We start from the raw sequence: 26764 nt of genomic DNA, 5'->3' as shown, positions 1-26764 counted from the left end.
CGAACCGCCTGGCAAGCCGGGCGTCACAAAGGTTTTCCCATGACTGATACATCGGCCGTCCCCAGCAGTCGCGAGGCCGCACGCGGCGAACTGGCGACGCGCGTGCTGACCAACAACCGCGCCGCCGGGCGCAGGGTCGCGGTCGCCGAGAGCTGCACCGGCGGCATGGTGTGCGCGGCGTTGACCGACATCGCGGGCAGCTCCGACGTGTTTTCGGCGGGCTTCATCACTTATTCGGGCGCGGCGAAACAGGCGCAGCTCGACGTGAGCAGCGAGATATTGGAGACGTTCGGCGAGGTGTCGCTGGCGACCGCCTGGGCGATGGTGGCGGGCGCGCTGGCGAACAGCGATGCCGACGTCGCGGTCGCGATCACCGGGATCGCGGGTCCCGGCGGCGGGTCGGAAAAGAAGCCGGTGGGCCAGGTCGTCTTCGCGCGCGGGCTGCGCGGGCAGGACCCCGACGATTATTTCACCCAGCGGGTGCAGTTCGAAGGCGGCGACCGCGCGGGAATCCGGCATGCCGCGACCTTGTTCGCGCTCGACCTGCTGTTGCCCGAACGGGACGCGCTGCGGCCTTCGGAGGATATTGCGCTACCGGCAGGTTGAGCACATAAGCTTTCAGGAACGGCTTAGCTGTTCCGCTTGCGTTTGCTGCGCTCGACCAACAGCTCAATCAATGAATAGCCAATCAGGAGCGACGCCGCCGCGAGAAAGGGCGCGACATTTTTCAAGGTTGCGTCGAAAACCAGGACAACGACGAGAGCGCCGGCCAATAGCCCCATAGCTCCCGAAACGCGCCTAGGCACCCTCATGCTACCACCCCGTACAACGCCCCTGCCCGCGTTTCGAACGCCGCGATCATCTTGCGGAGCGCCTTGTCGAACATCTGGCCGGCCAGCGCCTCGAACATGCGGTTGCGGAAGGCGAAGTCGACCATGAAGTCGACGCGGCAGCCGCCCTCTTCGAGCGCGGTGAAATGCCATTCGTTGGTGAGGTGGCGCATCGGGCCGTCGATATAGCTGACCGAGACCTTGGTCGGACGCTCCTTGTGGACGCGGCACGAGAAGCTTTCGCGCAGACCCTTGAAGCCGACAATCATGTCGGCGACCGCCTCCTGCTCGCTGTCGCTGCGGATGCGCAGCGCGACGACCCACGGCAGGAAGTCGGGATAATGTTCGATATCCGACACCAGCGCGAACATCTGTTCGTCGCTGTACGACAGGACGCGGCTTTCCTGATGCCTTGGCAAGTCGGTGATCAGTCCGCCGCGGCGCGGGCGAGCTTGGCCTCGCGCGCCGCGCGCATGACCTCGAAATCGTCGCCGGCGTGGTAGGACGAGCGGGTCAGCGGCGATGCCGCGACCTGCAGGAAGCCCTTGGCGCGGGCGATCTGCGCATAGGCATCGAACGCCTGCGGGGTCACAAAGTCGATCACCTTGGCATGCTTCGGCGTCGGCTGGAGATACTGGCCCATCGTCATGAAATCGATGTCGGCGCTGCGCATGTCGTCCATCACCTGATGGACCTCCATCCGCTCCTCGCCGAGCCCCATCATGATCCCCGACTTGGTGAAGATCGACGGATCGCGGCGCTTGACGCTTTCGAGCAGCCGCAGCGAGGCGTAATAGCGCGCGCCCGGGCGGATCGTCGGATAGAGGCGCGGGACGGTTTCCAGATTGTGGTTATAGACGTCGGGGCGCGCATCGACGATCGCCGCGATCGCGCTTTCGGGCTTGTTGCGGAAATCGGGGGTCAGGATTTCGATCGTCGTCGTCGGGGTTTCGCGGCGCAGCGCCTGTATCACCTTGACGAACTGGCTCGCGCCGCCGTCGGGCAGATCGTCGCGGTCGACAGAGGTGATGACGATGTGGCTGAGCCCCATCTTCGCCGCGGCGATCGCAGTATGTTCGGGCTCGAACGGGTCGACCGCGCGCGGCATGCCGGTCTTGACGTTGCAAAAGGCGCAGGCGCGGGTGCAGGTGTCGCCGAGGATCATCACCGTCGCATGCTTCTTGGTCCAGCATTCGCCGATGTTCGGACACGCCGCTTCCTCGCACACGGTGTGCAGGTTCAGTTCGCGCATCAGCTTGCGCGTTTCGGCATAGCCGGGGCTGGTCGGCGCCTTGACGCGAATCCAGTCGGGCTTGCGTTGGCGCTGCGGGGCGGGCTGGGGCACGGGAGCGGTCATGCCGCCCACATAGTCGCGCGCGCCGCTCTTCTCAACCTCACTTGTTGTGCTAAGGCGCGCGCATGACTCGCTTTGCAGATATGATCGATGGCTACCGGCGTTTCCGTAACGGCGGCTGGCAGGAACAGCGCGAACGCTGGGAACAACTGGCCGAGGGCCAATCGCCCAAGGTGATGATCATCGCTTGCTCCGACAGCCGATCCGAACCGTCGCAGATTTTCGACACCAATCCGGGCGAAATCTTTGTCGTGCGCAACGTCGCGGCGCTGGTGCCGCCGTTCGAGACGACGCCCGGGCGTCACGGCGTCTCCGCCGCGCTCGAATTCGCGGTGCAGTTCCTGAAGGTCGAGGAAATCGTCGTGATGGGCCACGGCCTGTGCGGTGGCTGCCATGCATCGCTGCACCGGACGATGGACGGCGCCGAGCCGGGGCGCGGCGGCTTCATCGCCGACTGGATCGCGATGCTCGACGATGCGAGCGCCGAAGTGCGCGCCGACTATCCCGATTTCGACAATCGCGAGGCGGGCCGCGCGATGGAAATGGCGGCTGTGCGCGTGAGCATAGCCAATCTGCGCACTTTTCCCTGTATCGAGGAGAAGGAAAAGCGCGGAAGCCTGAAACTGCGCGGCGCCTTTTTCGCGATCAGCGACGGGGTGCTGCACGTGATGGACGACGCGACGGGAGATTTTGCACCCGCCTGACAGGGGAGACGGACATGAGCAAGAATACGATGTGGCTGACGATCATTTTCGTGGCAGCCATTTTCGGAGCGCTGATGGGGCCGTCGATCGGCAGCCTGGTCGGCGAAGGCACGATGCTCATCCTCGCTCCGCTGTTCCTGATCGGGGTGGTGGTCTTCTGCATCTGGGCGCTGTCGAGCAACAAGAGCGGCGCTAAGGCCGATCCGGCGGCGCTTGCCGACGCCCGGCAGATGCGCGCGCCCGACGGCAAGGCGCGCATCTATGTCACCCGCCGCGGCTTCGTCGCCGCGCTGCAGGGGATGAATGTGACGATGGGGGCCGCGCAGGGGCAGATCAAGTCGGGCCAGATGCTGATGGCCGATGTCGAACCGGGCCAATATGTGATCCACGTCGCGACCGCCAAGGCGAAGCTGGCGCGGCCCGCCGAGATAGAAGTCGATGTCGGCGCGGGCGGCGTGGTCGTGATCGACGCGATGATCGAAATGGGGGCGCTGAAGGGCGGCGTGAAGCTGACCCGGCTCGACGCGACGCAGGCGCGTGAGAATGTGAACGCGACCAAGCTGATCCTGTGGGAAGTGCAGCCAGCATAATTTCCGATCGCGCGGCAACTCGTCGTCGATATCGGGCGCTTCCCGGTCGAGGCGACCCGCATCTGCGGGCAGCCGATTTTGCGCTTTCCCGGCCGACTGGCAGAGCGATGACAGTCGCAAACAGGGAGACACTATGGCCCTTCGCCAACATTTATTGGCCGCACCGGCGCTCGCGTCGCGGCGCCGCCCCTTTCCCGGCGAGGACGATGATTATGCAAAGGCCCGCAAATCGCTGCTGGCCGAGGAAATCGACCTTCGCCGCAAGATAACGCGCGTCGCCGAACAACGGCGCGCGCTGCCGCCCGGGCCGCTGATCGGGCCGGATTACCGATTCAAGGACGCCAATGGCGCCGACCTCGGGCTCGCCGAGCTGTTCGGCGATCATGACACGCTGGTGACCTATTTCTGGATGTACGGTCCCGACCGCGAACGCCCCTGCCCGATGTGCACCAACTGGCTGGGGTCGGTGAACGGCAACGCGGCCGACATCAAGCAGCGCGTCGCGCTGAAGATCGTGGGAGGCAGCCCGGTCGAGCGGCAGCAGGCGTTCGCACAGGAACGCGGCTGGCAGGCGCTCGACTTCGTCCAGACCGTCGGCGACGACTATGCGCGCGACTATCATTTGCTGAACAAGGACGGGACGGAAAACCCGGCGCTGGTGGTCTATAAGAAGAATGGCGCGGGCGTGCGGCTGTTCTGGAAGAGCGAGATGACCCGCGAGATGGCCGATCCGGGGCAGGACCCACGCGACGCGCCCGATATCGCGTCGCTGTGGAATGTGCTGGATTTGACCCCGCACGGGCGTGGGACCGACTGGTATCCGGCGCTGGAATATTGAAACACACGCTCGTCATTGCGAGGAGCGAAGCGACGCGGCAATCCAGGGTGATGCAAAGCCGCTCTGGATTGCTTCGCTTCGCTCGCAATGACGATATTTAGGGAATCGCGTAGGTCACATTCGCCTGTCCGACGGGCTTGTCGGCATCGTCGGTCCAGATCCGCACGTCCATCACCGCGAGCCGCTTGCCCAGCCGCAGCATATACGCGTCGGCGAACAGCGGGCCCGGGCGGCACGGGCGCAGGAACTGGTAGTTGAGCCCGCTCGTCACCGCCATCGCGACCGGGCCGATATGCGCGAGGACGAGCGCATAGGCGGCCATGTCGGCGAACCCCATCTGGGTCGGGCCCGAGATCAGCCCGCCGGGGCGCAGCGCCTTGTCATTCGGGTCCATCCGCGCCTGGATATGGCCGGGCGCGGCGGACACCACATGGCCGCGCGATCCCGGCGCCGAATGCGGGAAGGCCTGTGCCATGAAGGCGTTGAGCGCGTCGGCGTCCAAGCGGATCGCGCTCGATGAAATAGGCTGCTCCCCCTCCCCGCTCATACCGGTCAGCGCGTCAGCTTCTTGTACGACGTCGCGTGCGGACGCGTCGCATCGTCGCCGAGGCGGCGGATCTTGTCTTCTTCATAGGATTCGAAATTGCCTTCGAACCATTCGACATGGCTGTCGCCCTCGAACGCGAGGATATGGGTCGCGAGGCGATCGAGGAAGAAGCGGTCGTGGCTGATGACTACCGCGCAGCCGGCGAAATTCTCGAGCGCCTCTTCGAGCGCGGCAAGGGTTTCGGTGTCGAGATCGTTGGTCGGTTCGTCGAGCAGCAACACGTTGCCGCCCTGTTTCAGCATCTTGGCCATATGGACGCGGTTGCGTTCGCCGCCCGAGAGCTGGCCGACCTTTTTCTGCTGGTCGACGCCCTTGAAGTTGAAGGCGCCGACATAAGCCCGCGTCTGCATCTCGTGCTTGCCGATGTTCATCATTTCGGCGCCGCCCGAGATTTCCTGCCAGACATTGTTGTCGGGTTTCAGGTCGTCGCGGCTCTGGTCGACGAAGCCGAGATGGACGGTGTCGCCGATCGTCACCTTGCCATTGTCGGGGGTTTCCTGCCCGGTGATCAGCTTGAACAGCGTCGACTTGCCCGCGCCGTTGGGGCCGATCACCCCGACGATGCCGCCGGGCGGCAGCGAGAAGGACAGGTCTTCGAAGAGCAATTTGTCGCCATAGGCCTTCGAGATATTCTCGACCTCGATCACCTTGCCGCCGAGGCGCTGCGGCACCTGGATGACGATCTGCGCCTTGCCAGGAATGCGCTTTTCCTGCGCTTCGACCAGCTGGTCGAAGCTTTTGATACGCGCCTTCGATTTGGCCTGGCGGGCTTTGGGCGACTGGCGGATCCACTCGAGCTCGTCCTTGATCGCCTTCTGGCGGCCCTGATCCTCGCGTGCTTCCTGCTCGAGGCGCTTGCCCTTCTTTTCGAGGTAGGTGGAGTAGTTGCCCTCGTAGACGAAATAGCGGCCACGATCGAGTTCGAGGATCCAGTTGACGACATTGTCGAGGAAGTAGCGATCGTGGGTGACGAGGATGACGTTGCCGGGATAATCGACGAGATGCTTTTCGAGCCAGGCGACGCTTTCGGCGTCGAGATGGTTGGTCGGTTCGTCGAGCAGGAGGATCGACGGCTTTTCGAGCAGCAGGCGGGTGAGCGCGATGCGGCGCTTTTCACCGCCCGAGAGGTTTTCGACGCTTGCGTCGCCCGGCGGGCAGCGGAGCGCTTCCATCGCGATTTCGAGCTGGTTGTCGAGCGTCCAGCCGTCGACCGCGTCGATCTTTTCCTGCAGCGTCCCCATTTCCTCCATCAACGCGTCGAAATCGGCGTCGGCGGGCGGGTCACCGAGCAGCGTGCTGATCTCGTTGAAGCGGTCCATCATGTCGGCGACGCCGCGGACGCCGTCCATGACATTTTCCTTGACCGTCTTGGTCGGGTCGAGCTGCGGCTCCTGCGCCAGATAGCCGACGGTGATGCCGTCGCCGGCCCAGGCTTCGCCGGTGAATTCGGTGTCGATCCCGGCCATGATCTTCATCAGCGTCGACTTGCCGGTGCCGTTCGGGCCGACGATGCCGATCTTGGCGTCGGGATAGAATTGCAGGCTCAGGTCCTTGAGCGTCGGCTTTTGCGCGCCGGGATAGGTCTTGTTCAGACCCTTCATCACGAAACTATATTGAGCGGCCATGGGATATGCTCCGGTATGTGGCGCGGCCGCGCGGGCGGCCGGGAGAGATGTTGCGCGCCGGTTAGCGAATGGGCGCCCGCTTGGCAATCGACGCTTGCCGCCGATGGCGGCGCAGAGCTAGGACGACGCCATGACAAACAGCCTTCGCATCCTCGCCCTTGCGTCCGCCGCGCTCGTCGCCGGGGGTGCCGCCGCCATCCCGCCACCCCCGCCCCCCACTGCGGCGCAACTCGCCGAGCGCGGCGACGACCTTGCCTGGTCGATCACCGAGGACCTGACGACGGAGATCGGGCCGCGGCTGGCGGGCACCGAGGCCGAATCGGCGGCGCGGCGCTGGGCGGTCGCGCGGTTGCAGGCGATGGGCTTTGCAAATGTCCGTGAGGAACAGTTTCTGATGCCGACCTGGGTGCGCGGCGACGAGGAGGCGTCGCTGATCGGACCGTTCCAACCGCAGAAGCTGGCGATCACCGCACTCGGCAACAGCGCCTCCACGGGGCCGAAGGGGATCGAGGGCGATATCGCCTATTTCCCGAGCTACGACGCCCTCGCAGCCGCGCCCGACACGCAGGTGCGGGGCAAGATCGTCTTCATCGACCATCAGATGGAGCGCGCGCAGGATGGCAGCGGTTACGGCCAATACGGCCGCGGCCGCTTCATCGGCGCCAATGCCGCGTCGAAGAAGGGCGCAATCGCGGTGGTCATCCGTTCGATCGGCACCGACAATCACCGCACCCCGCACACCGGCGGTACCAATTTCGAGGCCGGTGTGACGCCGATCCCCGCCGGGGCGCTGTCGAACCCCGACGCCGACCAGTTGGTGCGCCAGTGGAAGCGCGCGCAAGCGATGCGCACCAATGAGAATGAGATGGGCTACACGCCCGAGGCGGTGCGGATGAAACTGCTGCTGACCCCGAAACAGGTGGGGCAGCAGCATTCGGGCAATGTCATCGCCGAGGTTCCGGGCAGCGACCCCGCCGCCTCGCCCGTCATCATCGCCTGCCATCTCGACAGCTGGGACCTCGGCACCGGGGCGATCGACGATGCGGCGGGCTGTGGCATCATCACCGCCGCCGCGAAGCATGTGATGAGTTCAGGCCAGCCGCGCCGCACGATCCGCATATTGTGGGCGGGCGCCGAGGAGGTCGGGGTGTTCGGCGGCAAGGCCTATTTCGACAAGCACGGCACCGAGAAACACGCCGTCGCGCTCGAATCCGATTTCGGCGCCGACCGTGTCTGGCGCGTCGATTTCAAGCTGCCGGCCAGCGCCAAGGGAGTCGAGGACCGGATCGCCGCCGAGCTGGCGGGTTTGGGCATCGTGCGCGGCAAGGATCCGGCGGGTGGCGGCGCCGATATCGGTGCACTGGTCAAGGCGGGCGTGCCGACGATCGACCTGCAGCAGGACGGCACCCGATATTTCGACCTGCACCACACCCCCGACGACACGCTCGACAAGATCGACCCGGCGCAACTGCGGCAGAATGTCGTGGCGTGGACGACGACTCTGGCGATTCTCGCGGGCAGCAGCGACGCCGAACTGCCATAATACTCAACTAAAAAAGTAGGATTTCCGCCGCGCCCGTTTCAACTCAATTATTTTTGTTGACGATTGGTACGGAACGGCTAAATCCCGCGGCTCGCGTGACGGGAATTTCCCCACCGCGTAAAGGCATTTTAGGGAGCCACACATCATGAAGAAGTTTGCTGCTATCGCCGTTGCTGCCAGCATGTTCGCCCTCGCCGCTTGCGGTGAAAAGGCTGCTGAAGAGCCCGCCACCACCGAAGCTCCGGCCGCAGACGCGACCGCTGAAGCTGGTGCCGACGCCGCTGCTGCCGGTGCCGACGCTGCTGCTGCTGGCGCCGAAGCTGCTGCCGCTGCTCCGGCTGCTGACGCTGCCGCTGCTCCGGCTGCTGACGCCGCCGCTGCCCCGGCTGCGGACGCCAAGGCTGCTGCTCCGGCTGAAGAAGCCAAGAAGTAAGTCACAGCCCCTCGGGGCATGACTGAACCGAAAGAGGCGGTCTTCCTTAGGGAAGGCCGCCTTTTTTCGTTGGGCGCGAAGGATGCGCGAGACGCCGCGCGCTAATCGTGCACCCAAAAGCCGCTCGCCGCGAAATCGGCGCCGAGCCACCAGTCGGGGCGCGACGTCCCGTAGCGGAAGTTGACGCGTCCCGCCTGACTCTGCAGCGGCGAGGTAACCTCGCCGGCGGCGTTGCGCTTTGCCTTTTGCGTGGCGGTTTCTGGCACGACCATCACGATATGCCCCGACTTGCCCTCGACCGTGTTGCGGCCGCAGATGATACCGAGCCCGCCCGCATTGGCGACATCCTGCAGCTTGGTGAGGGTGCCCGTCTGGCGCCAGCCATAGTCGGAGCCATAGTCGGTGAGCCAGCGGTAGAGCGCGTTGGCGCGCATCTCGTCGACCGTCGCGAGATAGGCGGGCTCGACCTTTTCGCCGGTGCGCAGCCGTTCGATCGCCTTCGACGTCCACCACACCCGCGGCAAATAGGCGCCGGCGAGGGTGCAGAAATCATGGGCATAAAGGTTGCAATAGGTCGGCCCGGCCGGCTTGTAGCGCAGATGCGCCGGATTCTCGCTGTCGAGATAGGCGATGATCGCGGCGATATTGGCGCAGCGCGCCGCCGTCGACCCGGTGCCCCGCGTCGGCATGTTCGCCTCGCTTAGCGGATAGGCGCCGCCCTGATTGGGCGGGTCGGTGCGTTTCGTGACCGCCCCCACCTTCCGCTTGAGGTGAACCTCGGGAAGCACCGAACCCGATGCGGTCGCCGGACGCGAGGGAAGCGCCACCGGCGCCGCGACGGGCGGTGTCGCAGGCGGCGGCGGCGCGACCACGGGAGTCACGACGGCCTTCAACAACGACGCCGAGGCGAAACCACGCTTCAATGCGCCCTGGATGCTCGCCTCGACTTCGAGGAAGCCGTTCACCGGCACGTCGCTGATCGCGCGGACCAGCGAATGACGCGGCAGAGCGGCGAAACGATTGTCGGGCTGCCCGGCGCCCGGCTTCGCGGCGGTCCGACGCAGCGCCAGCGGGTCGGACAAGGTTTCGACGCGGTAGGTCTTGCCCGTCGCGGTGACGGGGGACGGCGGCGGCACCGGCGTCGGCGGCGTGATGACCGGCGGCGAAAAGACGACCGCACGCGCCGCCTTGATATATTCGGCGATGAACTGGCCGTAATATTTCTTGCTGCCGTCGGCGAGCGTCACCGAGTGCCCCTGCTTCAGCCCTTTCGTCGAATTATAGCCGCCGGTGTTATAGGCGATCGCGACCGCACATAGCTCGGCGTCGGTCAGCACCGGCCGACCGTCGAGTCCGATCTTCGTCTTTTTCGCCTTCAATTCGGAGAGGCATTTGCCGAGCGACTTTTCGAACACCTCATAATCGCGGTTGAGGAAATAGTCGGGATCGACGTTGCGGAAAAATTGAATGTCGTACTGGAAGATACCGTAACCATGGCAGAATTTATTCTGGTTGGTGAGAACCGGCTGGTACGCAGAGATTTTGGCCGCCATCGCGGCCAGCGCGGATCTGGCGATCGCGAACATCTGCGCGCCCTTGGGATGCGCCTCCAGTTCGGCGCGATTTTTCGGCCAGGCGCTTTCGCGCTTGGGGAAATCGAGCGTGTCGCCGGTGCAGAGTTTCAATATCTGCTCGACCGGCAGGCCACGCCGCGACAGCGGACCCCAGATTTCCTTGCCCGTTTCCTGATAGGCGATCGCCGCGATCAGATCGAGCGTGAAGGGCGTGCCGCGGACCGCCTCCAGAACGCGCGTACCGAAATTGCCCTTGAACCAGGCCATATCCTGCGAAATGCTCATGCTGCTGAATCCCCATTCTCGAGGCAACAGCGTCTGGCATGGCCGACCGGCGTCCAGACAGGCCATTGCCTGCCGTCCCATCTTCAACCTCTAGGGGCGACCCGGAATGTTTGTTGGACTCGGCGCGACAATGCGCGCCCGGACGACAAGAGGATGCCGAATTTGGTGACGGAGTCAATCGCGGCGCTTGTCCCCGTGGGCCGACAGCATTCTCCTGTAGCGGGTCTCCAAGCCCGAACAGACCGTCGTCAGGCCGGGACGTCAGTTCCCCGTCGCGCGTTCCGGCGAACGGCATCGATCGAACAACTGCGACATCGCGCCGTAAAGTCTGTCGTTCCAGATCCGGTCCTTGAACGGAATAGCCTTCAACAATTCGAGGTCATAGTCCGGCCTGCTGCTCAACAGCTTCGCCGCGGCACGCTCGGCCTCTTCATGATCGCCGTTCATCCAAAGCGCCGCGGCCCCATAAACATGGCCGAACGAATATCCCGGACGCCGGGCCAGTGCGGAGTTCGCGCTGTTGACCGCCTCGTCGTAGTTTTCGAGCATGATATTGGCGAGCGCCAGTTGCCCGAAGCGATGAAAATTCTTGTTGTCCTGGGGGGTCAGGCGCAAGGCCGTATGGATCGTGCGGATCCCGTCGTCGGGCTCGCCCGATAATATATAACATGTTCCCAACTGGGCGTAAGCAGGCGAAAAGCTGGGGTTCAGCGCAATCGCCTCGTGCATCAGGGCCGCGGCACTGTCATGCTGGCCCTGCCACATGTCGATGACCCCCAGCAGCAGCCACGCCCGCGCGTCATAGGGATCGATGTCGCGCGCGAGCGCGACCCGAGCGCGGAGATCGTCGAACGATCCCGGCACCGATGCGGTCGCCCAGATACGAGAGGCCTCCGCTTCGGCCTGCTCGATTATGAGGTCCACCGTTCCCGGTCGCGCCGTCGCCGCGAGGTCCAGCAGGTCGGCGGTCAGTTCCGCATCGGCACGCGTGAGGCGGCGCTTGTGCCAGCGGGCGCGCCACAAAAGTTCATCGGGATTGAGATCCTCGATCGGGCGATCCTGCAACCGTTCCGCCTGATCGGCCTCGATGCGCGACGAAACCGCGGCGATGGCATCGATCGCGACGCGCTTGATGTCGCCGCCCGGCCCGTTCTGGTTGAGATCGTGACGGCTCGACCAGATCACGCGGCCCGAAGCCGCCTCGCACAAGGAGATCAAAATCGCCTCGCCCGGCACGGGTTGGCAGCTCAAAAGATACACCACCCCCTGCGTCTTGCGCGCGCGAACCAGGCTGCCCCGCCCGGACAGGCGCTGGTTCGCCGCCGGCGCTCCGACAAGGGGCAACCAGCGCAGGCCCGCGATGCTCTCGGCCAGATGTCCGACCAACTCCTCGACGACCGCGGCCTGGCCTTCGGGGAGGTCATGATCATGGACCAGGATGCTGATCGCGGGACGCCCATCGGCCTGCTGACCATCGTCATCGGATAGCGCCGAGGGCCGATCGCCGACAAAGAGGTCGCCGGCGGCTTCGCGCGCCGAGTCGATGGCCTGTCGTTCTTCGCGGAGCCAGTCCTCGAATCCTTCTTCCCAGGCGATGTCGATCCCTTCGAGAAATTCGTCGCGCGATTCAGCGACCCGGGCGGGGTCGCGGACGTCGACGAGGATCTGCGTCAGATCGAGCGCGACGGTTTCGTAACCGATGATCAACAAGGGATGACCGCCGGAATTGACCAGCGATCGCAGGTTCGACAGTTCGCGGCGAAGGCTGGCTTGCGAGTTGGCGCGCTCGCGGCTGCCCCAGATGCGCTCCTGCAACCAGCGGCGCGAGCGCTCGCCCGAACGGGACGTCGCCAGCATCGCGAGCAGGATGCGCGATCGTTTCGCGGCAATCGGCACGCGCGACCCATCTGGTCGCGCCAATCGAAACGATCCGATCAGGTCCAACCGGAAAAATTTACTTCCCACCACACCCAAGCCCCATGATTAATTCTATATTATCTTTGTATGTTTTTGCAAAACGTAAGTTTTATTTTCGAATGACCCTAAATTAATTTGGGGTGGTGCCGCGCGAATTCGCCACGTCACGCCCTGCCCCACCGCCGGCAGCGGATTCCGTCGGCGATGGCCCCAACGACGCAAAATCGCGGCGGTCCCGACGATCTCTGCCGACCCGAAGGCCATCCGCCGTCGCGCAACACCCTGTCGCCCCGGCCTGATCGGCCTGCTTCCAATCCCTTCTTAACTATTTCGCATTAGACCCCCGGTGTCGAACAGGAGTTGAGAACGCCAATGTTGCGAAAGAATCGAATTGCCGGGGCCACGATGCTTGCCGTCGTCGCGCTTTCGTCGACCCCGACTGTGGGGAGCGTCAGCAAGACTATTTATCTGCGCGCGCATGTTCCGGTGTATTGCAACGTCGAGTTGCTGCCGACGCTGGGCGGTCCGTCGAACGATGGCGTCGTCAACCTGGGCATGTCGCAGGAACTGTGCAACTCGCCGCGCGGCTATCGCGTCATCCTCCAGCATCCGGTCGACATGCCCGAGGCGGCGGTCATCAGCGATTCCGATCGGATCCCGCTTTCGGCGACCGGTGAAACGGTACTGTCCGATTCCGACCATGCGGGCTTTCATTTCCGCCAGCTGGCGCTCGACCTCGGCGATGATCCGGCAACGATCAACCGCCTCGGCCTGCGGATGGAAGTCAAATATTGACGCGTTGAGCGGGTGACCCTCATCAGGTCACCGGGGCGAGCGTCAGGATCAGCGTATCACTATAGGCTCCGGCGCGTTTCGACGACACATCGTCGACGACGACCTCGAGCGGAATCTGCTGGCCGGCGAGCCCGGCGCGCGGATTGGTGAAGCCCGCGCCGGTATCGAGCGCCAGCGCGCGACCGCCAAAACGAACCACATAGGGAATCCGGTCGGCCTTGTCGGTGCCGGCGGCGCCTTCGCGCAGCATCACGCTGCCGTTGACGCTGCGCGCGGTGACGGCAAAGCGTCCGGTGCTGCGGACCGAGACCGACAGCGACCGCGTCAGCGTCGAAAAATCGAGAAAATCGATTTCGCCCTGGGTCGATGCGCCCGCGACATTCGCGCTCAATACATTGGGTACCTGGACCGTGACGGTCACGATGCCAGGGATTTCCTCGGGTATCGAGCTATCGCGGTCGGCACACCAATAGCGGATCGTGTACTGCTCGCGATAGACACCCGCCGGCAGATCTTCGCGCAGGTTGGTCAGGAACAGCCGCAGCGTCGCTTGCTGGCTGTTGTCGTCGGCGCCGAGCGTGACCGATCCCGACCGCAACAGCGCATAGGCTTCGTTGCGGGTCGCTCCGATATTGCGGCCCGAATCGTCGCTCCGCCATTCCAGCTGCGGCCCGCCCGTCACGCCGACGCGCGACCGGACCGACGAATCCTCGTCGACGATCTGGTACGTCACAGTGATCGGCGCGTTGCCGACCCCGACCCGGCGAAACATCATCGTGACCGGCTGCATGACCTGCGCCGCGCCCGTCGCGTCGAGCGGATCGACGCGGACGTCGGGTATGATCACCGGATCGACCGTCACGCATTGCGCGGCGGCGGTGGTGCCGAATGCGGCCAGAGGAAGAGCGACCGCAAGGGCCATCGCGAAGTTTTTCACGCCGTTCACCTTTCATCCGCTGGATTGACATCGCCGATGCGCACGATGCCGGAATCGGTTTCCGGTATATCCAGTTCATATATGATCGGCGGGCTATCGTTCATTTCGATCCGCCAGCGACCGGGCCGCAGCCCGCTGATTCCAAACCGGCCCTGCCGGTTGGTGAACAGTTCGACCCGGCGCTGCTCTCCGCCGATTTCGATCGCCTGTCCGACCTTGAGCGCCAGCGGTTCGCCGCCGAGGGTCAGACGGCCGATCGCCATCACATTGTAATCCGATCCCACGGCGACGACATATCCCGACCTGTAGGGCGCATACATGCGGATCGATCCGGTCCCGAGGTCGAGGCCGGCCGTCGCATTGGGGACATCATAGGTCAGCGTGCGCGGCGAATAGGAACCGACCTGCCCATAGAGCGCGGGGCCGAACGTCCCCGAGCGCGCCTGATAGCTGCCCTGCGACGGCTCGACCTCGATCGACAGGCCCTTGCCGCCCTTATACGGGCGCATGATGGCGAAGCTGTCGCTGATCGGACGCCCGACCGCGAAGGATCCGCCGGCGAACGCAATCGACGACGCGACGCGCAGCGACGTGCGCTGATCGACGATGCTGTTGCTCTGCTGCGAATAGGCCGCGGTGTGGGCGAGGCCGACATCGGCGCGGTTCGCGACATAGTTGCCGCTCGCGTTGACGCTGTAGGTGTCGGACGCGACGTCGACGTTGGCGACGCCGCTCCACGCCCCGACGCCATAGCCGCCGGAACTCTGCATCCCCAGCCGGACGCGGTCGTCGCGGCTGTCATATTCGGCGCGCGCCGAGGTGCGGGCGCCGAAACGCCGGACCAGCGAAACCCGGACGCTCTTGTCGTCGCCGCGCGCGCCGCGGCTCCATTCGCCATCGATGACAACGTTGGTCGACAGGTCGATCCGGTGCCCCGCGCTCAGGCGAATGGAGCGTTCGTCGGCAAAGGCGCCGCGCCCTTTGGAATAGCGGGCCTGCGCCCCCAGGAACGACGCGCGGCCGAGCGAACGGTTGAAGCTGACCGTGGCGTTGAAGCTGTAGGGGTTGTCGGCGGTCAATTGTCCCACGGCGCCGAACCGCCGACTGCGCGTTTCAAAGGTGGCAATGAGCGAGGAGCCGCCGTTGGCGGCCTGGGTCACGCGCTCGATCGAGAAATTGGCCGCCCATCCCGCGCCGGTCGACGGAATATAGCTGTAGGCGACGTCGCCGCCGATCGTGCCCCAGTCGGTGCCCAGCACCGCTTCGCCGCCGACGAGATACGCCTTATTGGCATATTGGAAATTGCCGCCGAGGGTCAGATTGTCGCTGAGACCGCGGCGGTAGAAGCCGGAGACCGCGAGATCGTTGCTGTAATCGAGTCCGTCGGTCCGGGCGGTGAGCACGCCGATGTTGAGATTATATTCGGACAATCCCAGCGCGAGCTGGCTGCGTTCGATGAAAGTCGTGAAGGCGATCACGTCGCGGCGCCCGGTGTCGTCGACGATCACCAGTTCGACGTCGTTGCCACCCTGCGCGAAGGGGAAGTCGCTGACATTATAGGTGCCCGGCTGCAAGCGGAGCGTCCGCACCGTGCGGCCGTTGACGATCGCCTCGACCGTCGCATCGCGTTCGAGCGAAAAGGTACGGCCGCCGCGCGGCGCGACGTTGCGTTGCGGGTCGAGCAAGGCATAGCTGCGCGCGATGCCGATACCGGCGATGTCGACGGCGCCCTGAAAGCCCCGGCTTTCCGAAAGCAGGTCGCCCGCGGTCCACCGCGCAAGACGGTCGGAATCGTCGTAGACGACCCGCGATCCGGTCCGGCGGAAACTGCTTCGCTGGCCGTTATATTCGCCTTCGGACTCGACGACGAACTTGCCGATGCGCGTGGCGCTGTCGAACAACAGGAAGGGATCGCCGAGACCGGTCTGGCCGCCCTTGTGGACATAATCCAGCGATCCGCGAATATTGACATAGGCGGAGAATTTCTCCGGCGTCGCAAACTCGCCGATCTTGGCGGGATCGAGGTCGCTGAGGCCGATCGTGCGCAACGCCCGGTCGGCGGTCGCGATGCTGAGCGTCAGTTCGAGGGTTCGTTTGTCGAACAGGAGCGGGACGCCGCGTTGCTCGAACAGCGAAAGCGGCGCAAAGCCCTGGTCCGACGGCGTTGCCCGCAATTCGCTGAGCCGGGCCGTGTCGAGCCGCGGGGCAAGCAATTCGACAAGCCGGTCGACCGAAATCAGGATCGTGTCATCGGAGGTGATCTGGACTTCGATGTCACCGACATAATTGGGGCCGTCCTTGACCGGAACGACGATCGTCATGGTCCGCCCGGTGCTGTTCAGGCGGACTTCGTCGGTCGCCTGCATCGCGGCGGCCGAGACCGAGCCGAAGGGCAATGATACGCCCTGGGTCGCGGGTGGCGGCGGCAACGACGCCTCCTCGCCCGCGCGCACGACAGGCATCCGCGGGACACAGGTCCTCAGCGACAGCGGCTCGCACGATCGTGTCGCCGGCGGAAAAATGGCCTTGCCATGGTCCCAAGGAACAATCGGGGCCGAGCGCGGATCCGGATTCAGCGGCGCGCGCGAAGCGTCCCGCACCTCCGCCGCGTCGACCGGAAGCGTGAACGCCAGTGCCGCGGCAACAGCCCAGGGGCATGCCCCCCATCGATAAGATCGCCGAACGCCCCCTCGCACGATGGAATCAACGCGACCGGCCGGACGTCAGCACTTCCGCAGTGCCTTCCGGGTTTTCAAGATCGATCGGCGCCACGAACTTGCGGCTGGTTTCGGGGCCGACGAGGCCGAAACCGATCATCTGCTGCACGTCGCTGCTGTTGAGCGACCGGCGGAAAAGCTCTTTGCCGCCGGCATCGCGCTGGATCAGGGTGAGCGACCCGCTGCTGATATAGCCGTAATTCTTGCCCGTATTATGCACGGTAAAGGCGATCCGTGCCGGAGCATCTGCGACCGGGCGCACGATTTCCGCGCTTTCGATCGTCAGCTTGGGGTCCCCCGCGACGATCGAAGAGACATTGATCATCGCCTGGAAATTATAAAGCACCTGGATCGTCGACTGGCCGCCGGGGACTTCGACCGGCAATTGCGAAACCTCCGCATAATAATGGCGACTGCGATCGACCTCGGGGTCGCCGACATATTGGATGCGGAACGACTGGGTCGCGCCGGGGGGGATGATGGCCTGCGCGGGAAAGGCGACGAGGTCGTCGGTCAGGCGATCGGATGCCTTGACGGTGTCGGGCAGCAAGTCGGCCTCGACCAACCGGATTTCGACCGGAAGCGGGTTGGTACCCGTGTTTTCCACGCGGATTTGCCCGCCCATCTGACGCCCGGACATCTGCAAGTCGAGGATGACCGGCTGAACCGTCATCGCCGCCTGTGCGGCGGCGGAAAACAAACCGAGAATGGCCGCAAACGCGGCGGCAACGAACAACGACTTCAACTTAAGCATCTTGCCCCCAAAAGTGCCGCCTTGCCGGCAACACGAAATTTGGCAGGCGTCGAAACCACGACGCCTGCCCCCCAATTCACTTCGGTATCAATCGTGCCACTGACATGGCTGAATGCCGTCACCCCGCCACGGAAATGGTGATGGTCAGCTGATCGGTGTAGGTGCCAGCAAGCATCGGGGCGTTGGTGGGGTCGCGCAGCAAGCCCATGCGGACGTCGAAGTCGCGCACGCCGGGCGGAACTCGCGAACCATGATCGTAGGTCCGGCTATCGCCGGGCGCCGACGGCACGAAGTTCAGAACGCCCCAGCTCTGGTCGCGCCAATTGGCGTTGTAGGTCATCCGGCGCATCCGCACGAAGCCAGCGGGCGGGCTGCCCGACGAGGCATCATGGGCCAGTCCGCCGTTCGAGCTGGTCACCGTGATCGTGTGCGTGGTGTTGCACGCCGCCTGACCGCGGACGCGGATCGCGACCTCGGCGGTCGACTGAACCGCATTGCCGGCGCTGTCAGCCACCAGCGCGGAGGGGATGGTCCAGGTGTTGCCGCTGAACTGCGACGCGCTGACATTGTTCGTCGAAGACGCGAACTGCCAGGTGCTGGGCAGGCTGCAGAAGGCTTCGGCGGTGCCGATGACATCGACCGAAGCGCTGTCCTGCGCCGCCGCCGGTGTTGCAAGCGTCGCCAGTGCAGCGACGCCGAGGATCAAAATGGATTTCATGACGGAGGTTCCCCCATGGCATGCGGAAAGGTGAGGACGAGCCGACATCTCAGTTCGTCGCCAAAGTGACGGTGACGCGGCCGCGATAGCTGCCGGCTTCGAGCATCAGATTGGGCTGTTCGGCCCGCGCTGCGGTCAGCGTCTCAAGTTTCGAGATATCGAGCCGCAGCCCCGCCGCAGGCGCTGCGCGCGCTTCGGGCCATTCCAGGAATGCCTGGTCGCTTCCACTGCGCGGGCGAAAGCCGACTGGTGCTGCCCATCCGACGAGCTTCGCATCAAAAGTGATGTGACGGGTCATGTAGGCGGGCTGGGCATAAGGCTTCGCGGTCTCAAGCGTCATCGGCTGCCCCTCGATCGTCAGCCGGTGCGAGGTGTTGCACCAGGCGTCGGCGATCACTGCGGTACCGACCGTCGTTGGCACCTTAAGCGACGCAGCGAGGAGGCCGTCAGGACCCGACAGATCGCCGAGGTTGATCTCGGTGACGTTGGGCGATCCCAGGCTGCAGGCGCCGATCACGGTCGACCCGAGCTCGATCTCGGCGGAAACTTCATTCGCATGGGCAACGCCGGATACAGCAAGCGCTGCGATCCCGACGGTCACCAATTTGAGGCGATGGAACATATCGTCACTCCCAAACAAGATCAGCATCACTGGGCGAGCGAAACGGTGAGGCGAACCTGACCGTTATAGCTGCCCGCGACGGGACGAAGATTGTTGGCCACGGTCGGATTGGAAAGCGTCAGCTTCATCTGACCAATATTCGCCTCGGGTGCGGAGATTTCCTGGCCCGACGCGGCCGTGCTGGTGACGTTGCCCGTGACATCGTCCCAGACCAGCGTCGCGGTGTAGTCGACGCGATTGGTGAACGACGCCGAGTCAGAAACGAACGTCACGGTGTCGTGCCGCAGCGGGTCGGCCGTGATCGTGACTTTCGACGGTGCGTTGCAATAGAAGCTCGCCGCAAGTTCGCGCTCGTCGGTGCCACTGAAATCGCTGACGATCTGCCCCGTCGCGCCGGTCAAGCTGCCGAGGTTGATCGGAGTCGAACTGATCGACAGTTCGGAGCAAAAGGGCGCGACTTGCGATTTGACGGTAAAGGTGTCGCTGTCCTGCGCCATGGCAGGAACCGCATACACCGTGGCGCCCAGCACCAATGCGCGAAGCAGGGTGGTTTTCACGATCTTCTCCTATACTCATCCGCGAGGCGGACGTGCTGTTCGGCGGCTAGCGATGCCGCCATGATCTCACCGACCGGTGAAAAATTCATGGTCATGCCCGCACCGCCAATTCGACGATGATGGTGTCGCGATACCGGCCAAGGGCCGGGTCGTCGGTCGCACCGGGACCGTTCCAGCGCAGGCTCATCGTGCCCGACCGGTTGATGGCGGTGGCGTCACCCGACGACCACCCCTCTCCTCCGCCAAAGACACAGCCCGAACCTTGCTGATCGGACAATTGGTCGGCGCGACACCAGCCCAGAGCATTTGCCCCGGAGTCGGTGTCCACGTTGACCGAAATTTCATAAGGGATGCGCCGGGCTACGCCTTCGAGACCATGCTCGGCGACGAACCCGCCTTCCCCGGACCGTACGCGCAGTTGAAACGGCGCGTTGCAATCGAGACCGAAATGCGCCTTGGCATCGCCCTGGCGATTGAAGTCCAGTCGGTCCGCAGCGAGCATCGGCGGCGATGCCATGCGGCACCGGGCGCTGACTTCGCCCCGCAGATCGATCCGCAATTCGGTCGGCGCACCCAGCGGCGCATCGGATGACGTATAGCCGGTGCCCAACGCCGCCACACCGAGTTCGCCCGCCGAAGCGGTCGCCGCCCCGCCAATCCCGCCGAGCAGGAGCAGCAGGGCAGAGGCCCGGTGCAAGGTGATGGTCAATCCGCGCATAAAATCCGATGTCCGCTGGATGCGATCCGAAAGCGTTCCCCGCCCGGCCTGTCATCGACACCAAGAGGCGCGATAACAGACGGGCGGGGAATGCCGATTAGATGGCGGTGGCGGTGAAACGGACGTAGCCGTTATAGTCGCCAGCAACCGCACGACGGTTCGACGGGTCGGCAACGACCTGGATCGAGTCGGCGCCGCCGAAGGCACGCAGGCCGGTTTCGAATGCACCACCGGTCGCGCCGGTCAGGCTCTTGACGCCGCTAGCTTCGCCAACCGTGCTCAGGGTCGCATCCTGGCCCGCACCGACATAGACACCAGCGTCGGTGACGACGACGACGTCGAAACGATTGGTGAACGAGCTGGTATCGGCGCTCGACGACGTGCTGGTCAGTGCACCGACCGACAGCGTCACGTTGGCGGCGCCGTTGCACCACACGTTGCCGAAGCTGCGGTTGGTGAAGGTCTGACCCGCGAACTGGCCGTTGGCGTTTGCGAGATTGACGCTGATGTCGGCCTGGTCCCAAGCCGCGTCCGAAGCGGCGCCCGACTTGTGGTTGCCAACGCCGCACGCCTTGTCGACGGTCGCGCTCAGCAGGACTTCACCGGTCGCGCTCGTCTGCGCAAAGGCCGGGGTCGAAGCAAGCAGGCCAATGGCCGAAACAGCAGCAAAAAGGGTCTTCATGATCATCTCCACATGTTGAACCGACCCGGCGGGCCGGCGTAGCTTTCCCGGAAGACCGTCCCCCTCCCCACAGGATGGAAACCGGCCCCTTGTTGCGCCGCGATCGCTCGCCACGCATCCACCTGCTCGCGCCGGGATTGGACACGAACCTGCGGCGGGGCCGACGGCCCCGAGATTGGGCTTTGCCCGCAAGGACGCAGCCGCAACTCCGCCGAACAGGCCGAAGCCCGCCGACAAAAGCTCTATGGTTAGTTTGCGTGGCCGTTACTCGGCCGGTAGCCCCCCGATCGCCGTGGCGATCAATGCCCCATTAGTCGTCCAAAGCGGTGCGACAGTGTCCGCCTGGCTCCCCCTCGCAGAACCAATCCTTAATCTTGTGTCAACTAACTGCGGGGCGGTCGTCCCGACATCGTGAAAAAAACGTCCGACTATCGTGAATACTGGAAGGCCGCTTCTGTCTCAGTTCAGGACATTAACCAGTGGATCAACGCGTTACCGTGCTTTGCCAAAACGGACCCAACAAAGTTCAGGTTCTTTCGAGCGCCGCGATGCCGATTTTGACCCCGGTCATTCGACCGACGCCCCTCCGAGTCGCCCCGAGTCGCAAGCGCGACGGGACAGCAGGAATCGCTTCACCGGGGAATTTGTGCGCTATGCCTTATGGATAGGGAACGTCCGGATATGCTGGTGGGTTGGCTCGCTACGGGAAGTTGTGTCGCGCGCGGGTCGTGCGCGAAGCCATGCCGCCGCGTCTCCGGACCATGGCGGGCCGACGCCAAGCGCCGGTAAACACGTCAAAAGTGGAAATGGTCGGGGAGACAGGATTCGAACCTGCGACATCTTGCTCCCAAAGCAAGCGCGCTACCGGGCTGCGCCACTCCCCGACGCCGTCGCGCCTTTAACAGGCTGGCGCGGGATGTCTATCCCGGCCGGCCCGTCCGCCCCTAACCCGCCGACGTCGCGATCAGCCGGGCGTAGAAATCGATCATGCGCTGGAAGCTGTCGATCGCCATATGTTCGTTGGTGCCGTGGATCATCGCCGTTTCCTTCAGCGAAAAATGCATCGGCATGAACCGGTACACATCCTGCGACACCCCTTCCATGCTGCGGCTGTCGGTGCCGGCGACGACGAGCGTCGGGGTGAGCACCGCTTGCGGTGCGTCGGCGCGCGCGGCGGCGGCGATCCATTTCCAGCCCGGCGAACTGGTCGACGACACGCGCGAGGGTTCGCGCGGCGGCTTGACCCAGGCAAGATCGACCTTGGCATCGCCGACCGCGGCTCGCGCGCGCGCCATGACGTCGGCCGAGCTGTTCCACGGCGCGATGCGATAGTTGATCAGCGCATTGGCTGATTGCGGCAGGACATTTTCCTTGGGGCTCCCTTCCAGCATCGTCGGGGCGATGGTGGTGTGAAAGGCCGCGGCGGTCGAGGGCGTCGCGCCGAGCTGGCGCTTCAGCAGCGGCGCGAACAGCCAGGGGTTGGCGACCGCCATCCTGGTCGTGCCGCCCTTCTTTGCCGCCAGTGCCCCGATCATCGCCGCGCCGGGACCGCGCAGTTCGATCGGAAAGGGATCGCCGGTAATCCCGAGCACCGCCTTCGCGAGCGTTTCGACGCCGGTTTCGGCGGGCGGCATCGAACTGTGGCCGCCGGGAGCGTTGGCGGTGACGCGCAGCGTCGCATAGCCTTTTTCGGCGATGCCGATCATGATCGCGGGACCATCGATGACCGGGGTGTCGGTGAGTATGAGGCTGCCTTCGTCGAGGGTGAAGATCGCCTTCACCCTCTCTGCCTTGAGCTTCGCCGCCGCCGCGATCGCGCCGGTGCCGCCGGCTTCTTCGTCGTGGCCCGAAACGAGATAGATGCCGCGTTTCGGCCTGAAGCCCGCCCTCGCCAGCGCCTCGGTCGCCTCGAACAGTCCGATCAGCGAGCCCTTGTCGTCGACGGTGCCCCGGCCCCACACCGCCTGCTCGGCGATCGTCCCGGCGAAGGGCGGGTATTTCCAGTCCTTTTCGGTCCCCGCGGTCACCGGCACGACGTCCTGATGCGCCATGACGATGATCGGCGCGAGCGCGGGGTCGCTGCCCGGCCAGTGATAGACGAGCGTCCGGTTGGGCAGGATCGTCCGTGTCATCGCGCCGTGGGTCGCGGGATAGGTCGCCGCGAGCCACGCATGGAGTTTATCCCATTCGGCGATCTGGTTGTCGGCCGGGTCCTGGTGCGAGATGGTCAGGAACTGGGCCGCCGCGCTCAGATGCGCGACCGCAGCGTCCCGATCATAAGCGGGAACCGCGGCAAGCCGCACGTCGCTGCCATCGGCGATGTTCGCCGGCTCGAAGGTCGCGGTGCGGACCGCGACAGTTCCGGCGATGACTGCCACGATGGCCAGTCCGCCCAGCAGGATCACTCGTTTTTTCACCGTCACCGCTCCCCCGTATTTTGGGGCATTGGAGCGGGATAGGTTTCAATTTGCAAGGAAAATGGTGGGCCCGGCAGGACTCGAACCCGCAACCTAGCCGTTATGAGCGGCCGGCTCTACCATTGAGCTACAGGCCCCCGAGGGGATGGCGTGGCGATAGCGGAGCGCGGCGAGGCTTGGCAAGCGCGATCAGGGCGCTGGTAGCTAACGTTGCGCCATATCGAGAATCGCCGCCGCGGTGGTCGGTTCGACCCCGCGTTTTGCAAGATGGCCAAGCACCACGTCCCACCAGCGATAGAAGGCCGCAAGGTCGGCGTCGGTGCGGACATAGGGCGTGTTGCCCGGTTGCAGCGACGGCGAATGGAAGGAGAAGTTGAGCACCGGCAGCCGCGCCGCGACCGCGAGGTCGATCGCCGCGCACGCCTTGGCGGCGGGAATGCCCTCGGGCGTCAGCGCGATCCGTTCGGCAAGGCCGAGCCGCGCCAACGCGGCGCGGGTGTTCGACGAGGTCCGGTGATAGAGCCAGCGCCCGACCGGCCCGAGCAGGCCGCCGAACAGCGTCGTCACCGGCATTTCGAGCAGGCGCGGCCCGCCGGTCTCGACCCACCAGGGATAGAGCGGCATCGCGCGATAATCGGGGCCGTGGCCGGGGCGATAATCGAAGCCCGAGCGCACCGACGTGTCGCAGCGGAAGCCGAGGTCGGCGAGCATCGCCGCGCTGTCCGGGCCGATGCCATAGCGACCGGCGCGGTACACCGTCGGCGCCGCGCCGAAACGCGCCGCGATCGCGTCGCGCAGCGCGGTCATCTTGGCGCGTTGCAGGTCGGGCGGGAGGTTGCCGGTGTAGCTGTTGTAGGCGCTGACCACTTCGTCGTGCGGCGGCGTGACCCATGGGTGGAGCTGGGCACCGACCTCGCACCGCCCCGCCGCGCGCGCCGCGCCGAGGATCGCGACGGCGCGGTCGTCGGCGACGATCGGCCAGTCGACGAGATAGATGGGCGCGACCCCGGCGCTTTCGAAAAAGGCCTGACAATCGGTGAGCGCGGGGACCGAATCGAGCCGGTAGCCGGTGCGCGCGAAAGGCGCCGACCAGTCGAAATCCTCTTCGGTATCGATGGTCACCCAGAAGCGCGGGCTTTCGTCCGGTCGCAAGCGGACCAGATCCGACGCCGCGGGTGGCTTCAACAGATTATCCGCTCGTTCCACCGAGCTCTTCCCCTGCACGAGGTGCCCTGCCCCGATCAGTCTTCATGCTGCTGGACCATCGGATCCAGGGCAGACGCCGGGGTGGCGGAGGGAAGGTGCAAGGTCAAGGCGTTATGCCCGATATCGAGACGACCGCCCGCCGCGCGGGCGAGGCTGTCGACGAGCCGCAGCGAAAAGCCGAGGCTGAGAATCGCCGCGCCCGGCGCGTCGCCCTCGGGGCTGTAGCTGGGATCGAGCAGGTCGCGGGCGGGCGTGAAACGGATCGCGACCGGGCGCACGAGCCGGAGCTGAAGTTCGTCTGCTTTCGCCGGATCGGTGACCAATTGCCCGACGAGTGTCGCGTTCGATTCGAACACATCGACCAGCGCGGTGATCAGCCGCCCGATCATCCGCCGCGCGCTGATATCCTCGACCGCGGCGTGGAACGGCCCGCCGACGCGCGAGATGCTGACCCCGACGCCATGTTCGGCGAACAATGGCGCGAGTTCGCGTTCGACCTGCGCGGTGATCGCCTCGATGTCGCTGTGCCCGCTGGCGGGGGCCACCGTCGTCGGGGCGGGCTGGGTCGCCGTCTGAAGATCGTCGATGATCGCCTGCACCGCCGCGGCGTCGGCGACGATCGTGTCGGCCATGGCGCGATAGGCGCCGCTGACGGGGCCGAACATCTGACCCGAGATGATCTGCGCGAAGCCCGAGATCGCGTTTAACGGGCTGCGCAGTTCGTGGATCAGCTGGCGGATCGAATCGCCGGCATTGTCCTCGGCGGGCAGGCCGTAGGGAATTTCGTTGCGATGCGGGCGCCGCGCGCTGCCGCGATAGCCGCGGAACTGGCCGCTGACGTGGTCGAACCAGGGCAAAGCCGAGAAACGCCATTCGCCGGCGTCGGCCTCGGCGCCTTCGAGGATCATGCGCGCGTTGATCATTTCGGCGCGCTGGCGGAACGCCCCCGCCGCGACGCCGTCGGTGCCGGGTTCGCCGCCGAACGCCGCCTCGGCGATCGACAGCCCGATCGCGGCGCCGCGCGGGACACCCTCGACCCAGTGAATGACGCCGTCGGAACCGGTTTCGAAGAGGAAGGATTCGCGCGCGACGGGTGCGGCGCGCGACGCGGTGGACGGCTGGCCACGGCCCGCCTGATATTTGTCGATGCGGCGGACGAGTTCGCTGATCTGGCTCGGTTCGGTGTCGGGCGCCGGCGTCGGCGCCGGTTCGGATACGGACTCGGCTGTTGCGGCCTCCGGTTCCGCGATCCGGTCGGGCTGCGGCAGCGCGACCGAGGCGGCGCCGAGGCTGGCGAGCGCGCGGTTGACGCCTTGCGGCAGGTCGCTGCGCGCGGCGAGGAACGAGCGCGCCATCGGGCCGGTCGCGGGCAACAGTGCGAGCCAGTCGGCCTCGGCCAGTTGCGCGTCGCGCAGCATCGCGAGCGACACCGCGGGCACGTCGTTGGCGTAGAGCGCGACGATCGGCGCGAACCGGCTGTGGCGCGCGATCGACCTGGCGCAGTCACGGCGGACATTTTCGGGAATTTGCGGGCGCAAGACCGCGAGCGCGTGGAGCGAGCGGCGAATATCGTCATCGGCCAGTTGATTGCCGCGCTGCGCGAGAATATCGGAGAGTTGACGCCAGGCCGCGACACAGGTTCGCCGGTCGGCCGGCGCCTGACGCAATATGGTCGCGATCATCGTGTCGGCTGTCACGCGGTGCGGGCCCCCACCCCGTTGGTTGGTTAGCAGATATTTACCGGCTAGCGTGAATCATCCGGTCATGAAAGCGCCTTAACCAACCGCGTCGCATTGTGGGACAATTGCAATCGCCTGAAATATTATTATGGTCAGCGCCTCCAGAGGGAAGCGGAAGTTACAATATGGCGAGCCAGAAATTCGATCAGATCGACCTGCAAATCCTGCACGAACTGCAGAAGGACGGGCGGATGACCAATGTCGAACTCGCCCAACTGGTCGGATTGACCGCCCCGCCATGCCTGCGCCGCGTGCGCGCGCTCGAGGAATCGGGGGTGATCCGCAGCTATCATGCCGACCTCGACGCCGCCAAGCTCGGCTATGGCATCACGGTGTTCGCGATGGTCAGCCTGCGCAGCCAGGCCGAATCCGATTTGAAGGCATTCGAGGACTATGTCGGCGCGCTCGCCGAGGTGCGCGAATGCTATATGCTCAACGGCGAGATCGACTTCCTGCTCAAGGTCGTCGCACGCGACCTGCAGAGCTTCCAGTCGTTCCTGACCGCCCATCTGACCTCGGCGCCCAATGTAACGAGCGTCAAGACCTCGCTCACGATCCGCACCGCAAAGCAACTCGCGGGAATCCCCGTCGAACCCTGACGG

25 protein-coding genes and 2 tRNA genes are annotated in these 26764 nt (G+C 65.0%); 8 read left to right on the top strand and 19 right to left on the bottom strand.

Going from position 1 to position 26764, the window contains the following annotated elements; genetic code table 11:
• The first annotated feature begins 39 nt into the window (after positions 1-39).
• The gene (locus ASD67_RS21460; RefSeq protein WP_056351398.1) at positions 40-606 is read left to right on the top strand and encodes a CinA family protein; all 567 of its coding nucleotides are present in this window, start codon (positions 40-42) and stop codon (positions 604-606) included.
• Positions 607-808: 202 nt separating this feature from the next.
• On the opposite strand, the gene ASD67_RS21455 is transcribed toward ASD67_RS21460, so the two are convergent.
• A complete protein-coding gene (locus ASD67_RS21455) occupies positions 809-1249 on the bottom strand; it encodes a type II toxin-antitoxin system RatA family toxin (protein WP_082545234.1) in 441 nt (146 codons plus the stop codon).
• Positions 1250-1257: 8 nt separating this feature from the next.
• Complete coding sequence (gene lipA / locus ASD67_RS21450) at positions 1258-2187, bottom strand: lipoyl synthase (protein WP_056351393.1); 930 nt, start codon at positions 2185-2187, stop codon at positions 1258-1260.
• 62 nt (positions 2188-2249) lie between these two features.
• Between lipA and ASD67_RS21445 the strand changes: the two genes are divergently transcribed.
• From ASD67_RS21445 to ASD67_RS21435, 3 genes are all read left to right on the top strand, one after another.
• Positions 2250-2888 carry a carbonic anhydrase gene (locus ASD67_RS21445; protein ID WP_056351390.1) on the top strand — a complete coding sequence of 213 codons (639 nt, stop codon included), beginning with the start codon at positions 2250-2252 and terminating at the stop codon, positions 2886-2888.
• A gap of 14 nt (positions 2889-2902) precedes the next feature.
• Complete coding sequence (locus tag ASD67_RS21440) at positions 2903-3478, top strand: hypothetical protein (RefSeq protein WP_056351387.1); 576 nt, start codon at positions 2903-2905, stop codon at positions 3476-3478.
• A gap of 133 nt (positions 3479-3611) precedes the next feature.
• Positions 3612-4316 carry a DUF899 family protein gene (locus ASD67_RS21435; RefSeq protein WP_056351384.1) on the top strand — a complete coding sequence of 235 codons (705 nt, stop codon included), beginning with the start codon at positions 3612-3614 and terminating at the stop codon, positions 4314-4316.
• Between the two features lie 97 nt (positions 4317-4413).
• On the opposite strand, the gene ASD67_RS21430 is transcribed toward ASD67_RS21435, so the two are convergent.
• Together ASD67_RS21430 and ettA are read right to left on the bottom strand one after the other, a co-directional pair.
• Positions 4414-4818 carry a PaaI family thioesterase gene (locus ASD67_RS21430; protein WP_235535780.1) on the bottom strand — a complete coding sequence of 135 codons (405 nt, stop codon included), beginning with the start codon at positions 4816-4818 and terminating at the stop codon, positions 4414-4416.
• 50 nt (positions 4819-4868) lie between these two features.
• A complete protein-coding gene (gene ettA / locus ASD67_RS21425) occupies positions 4869-6548 on the bottom strand; it encodes an energy-dependent translational throttle protein EttA (protein WP_056351379.1) in 1680 nt (559 codons plus the stop codon).
• A gap of 130 nt (positions 6549-6678) precedes the next feature.
• On the opposite strand from ettA, the gene ASD67_RS21420 reads away from it, so the two are divergent.
• Both ASD67_RS21420 and ASD67_RS21415 read left to right on the top strand, forming a co-directional pair.
• Complete coding sequence (locus ASD67_RS21420) at positions 6679-8091, top strand: M28 family peptidase (protein WP_082545232.1); 1413 nt, start codon at positions 6679-6681, stop codon at positions 8089-8091.
• Between the two features lie 203 nt (positions 8092-8294).
• A complete protein-coding gene (locus tag ASD67_RS21415) occupies positions 8295-8546 on the top strand; it encodes a hypothetical protein (RefSeq protein WP_156377822.1) in 252 nt (83 codons plus the stop codon).
• A 79-nt stretch (positions 8547-8625) separates the two neighbouring features.
• Here ASD67_RS21415 and ASD67_RS21410 read toward each other — a convergent pair whose 3' ends face one another.
• Complete coding sequence (locus ASD67_RS21410) at positions 8626-10383, bottom strand: hypothetical protein (RefSeq protein ID WP_082545230.1); 1758 nt, start codon at positions 10381-10383, stop codon at positions 8626-8628.
• Positions 10384-10644: 261 nt separating this feature from the next.
• A complete protein-coding gene (locus tag ASD67_RS21405) occupies positions 10645-12279 on the bottom strand; it encodes a tetratricopeptide repeat protein (RefSeq protein ID WP_056351369.1) in 1635 nt (544 codons plus the stop codon).
• A gap of 426 nt (positions 12280-12705) precedes the next feature.
• Here ASD67_RS21405 and ASD67_RS21400 point away from each other — a divergent pair, with 426 nt between their 5' ends.
• On the top strand, positions 12706-13095 hold the full coding sequence (locus ASD67_RS21400; protein ID WP_056351366.1) for a hypothetical protein: 390 nt from the start codon (positions 12706-12708) through the stop codon (positions 13093-13095).
• Positions 13096-13117: 22 nt separating this feature from the next.
• On the opposite strand, the gene ASD67_RS21395 is transcribed toward ASD67_RS21400, so the two are convergent.
• The 13 genes from ASD67_RS21395 to ASD67_RS21335 all read right to left on the bottom strand — a co-directional run bounded on the left by ASD67_RS21395 (position 13118) and on the right by ASD67_RS21335 (position 26120).
• The gene (locus ASD67_RS21395; protein WP_156377821.1) at positions 13118-14032 is read right to left on the bottom strand and encodes a hypothetical protein; all 915 of its coding nucleotides are present in this window, start codon (positions 14030-14032) and stop codon (positions 13118-13120) included.
• A 5-nt stretch (positions 14033-14037) separates the two neighbouring features.
• A complete protein-coding gene (locus ASD67_RS21390) occupies positions 14038-16494 on the bottom strand; it encodes a fimbrial biogenesis outer membrane usher protein (RefSeq protein ID WP_056351362.1) in 2457 nt (818 codons plus the stop codon).
• A gap of 241 nt (positions 16495-16735) precedes the next feature.
• Positions 16736-17503: a fimbrial biogenesis chaperone gene (locus ASD67_RS21385; protein WP_156377820.1), complete on the bottom strand. Its 768-nt coding sequence runs from the start codon at positions 17501-17503 to the stop codon at positions 16736-16738.
• 118 nt (positions 17504-17621) lie between these two features.
• Positions 17622-18221: a hypothetical protein gene (locus ASD67_RS21380; RefSeq protein ID WP_056351356.1), complete on the bottom strand. Its 600-nt coding sequence runs from the start codon at positions 18219-18221 to the stop codon at positions 17622-17624.
• 49 nt (positions 18222-18270) lie between these two features.
• Positions 18271-18843: a hypothetical protein gene (locus ASD67_RS21375; RefSeq protein WP_156377819.1), complete on the bottom strand. Its 573-nt coding sequence runs from the start codon at positions 18841-18843 to the stop codon at positions 18271-18273.
• 26 nt (positions 18844-18869) lie between these two features.
• Entirely contained in the window at positions 18870-19400 is a 531-nt protein-coding gene (locus ASD67_RS21370; RefSeq protein WP_156377818.1) for a hypothetical protein, read from the bottom strand.
• Between the two features lie 91 nt (positions 19401-19491).
• Positions 19492-20118, bottom strand: coding sequence for a hypothetical protein (locus ASD67_RS21365; RefSeq protein WP_056351347.1), 627 nt, complete (start codon positions 20116-20118; stop codon positions 19492-19494).
• 97 nt (positions 20119-20215) lie between these two features.
• Positions 20216-20800 carry a hypothetical protein gene (locus ASD67_RS21360; protein WP_156377817.1) on the bottom strand — a complete coding sequence of 195 codons (585 nt, stop codon included), beginning with the start codon at positions 20798-20800 and terminating at the stop codon, positions 20216-20218.
• A gap of 807 nt (positions 20801-21607) precedes the next feature.
• Positions 21608-21684: transfer RNA gene (locus ASD67_RS21355), tRNA-Pro, on the bottom strand.
• A 60-nt stretch (positions 21685-21744) separates the two neighbouring features.
• Entirely contained in the window at positions 21745-23217 is a 1473-nt protein-coding gene (locus ASD67_RS21350) for a M20 family peptidase (RefSeq protein WP_056352296.1), read from the bottom strand.
• A gap of 62 nt (positions 23218-23279) precedes the next feature.
• A tRNA-Ile gene (locus ASD67_RS21345) sits at positions 23280-23354 on the bottom strand.
• A 67-nt stretch (positions 23355-23421) separates the two neighbouring features.
• Positions 23422-24339, bottom strand: a complete 918-nt coding sequence (locus tag ASD67_RS21340; protein WP_235535779.1) for a polysaccharide deacetylase family protein — start codon at positions 24337-24339, stop codon at positions 23422-23424.
• Between the two features lie 119 nt (positions 24340-24458).
• The gene (locus tag ASD67_RS21335; RefSeq protein ID WP_235535778.1) at positions 24459-26120 is read right to left on the bottom strand and encodes a histidine kinase dimerization/phospho-acceptor domain-containing protein; all 1662 of its coding nucleotides are present in this window, start codon (positions 26118-26120) and stop codon (positions 24459-24461) included.
• Positions 26121-26287: 167 nt separating this feature from the next.
• Here ASD67_RS21335 and ASD67_RS21330 point away from each other — a divergent pair, with 167 nt between their 5' ends.
• On the top strand, positions 26288-26761 hold the full coding sequence (locus tag ASD67_RS21330) for an Lrp/AsnC family transcriptional regulator (protein WP_056351336.1): 474 nt from the start codon (positions 26288-26290) through the stop codon (positions 26759-26761).
• Positions 26762-26764 lie beyond the last annotated feature (3 nt).

The sequence above is a fragment of the Sphingopyxis sp. Root1497 genome (assembly GCF_001427085.1).
GTDB lineage: Bacteria > Pseudomonadota > Alphaproteobacteria > Sphingomonadales > Sphingomonadaceae > Sphingopyxis.
Note: the sequence above shows the minus strand (reverse complement) of the source record. Positions and strands in the feature narration are given on the sequence as shown.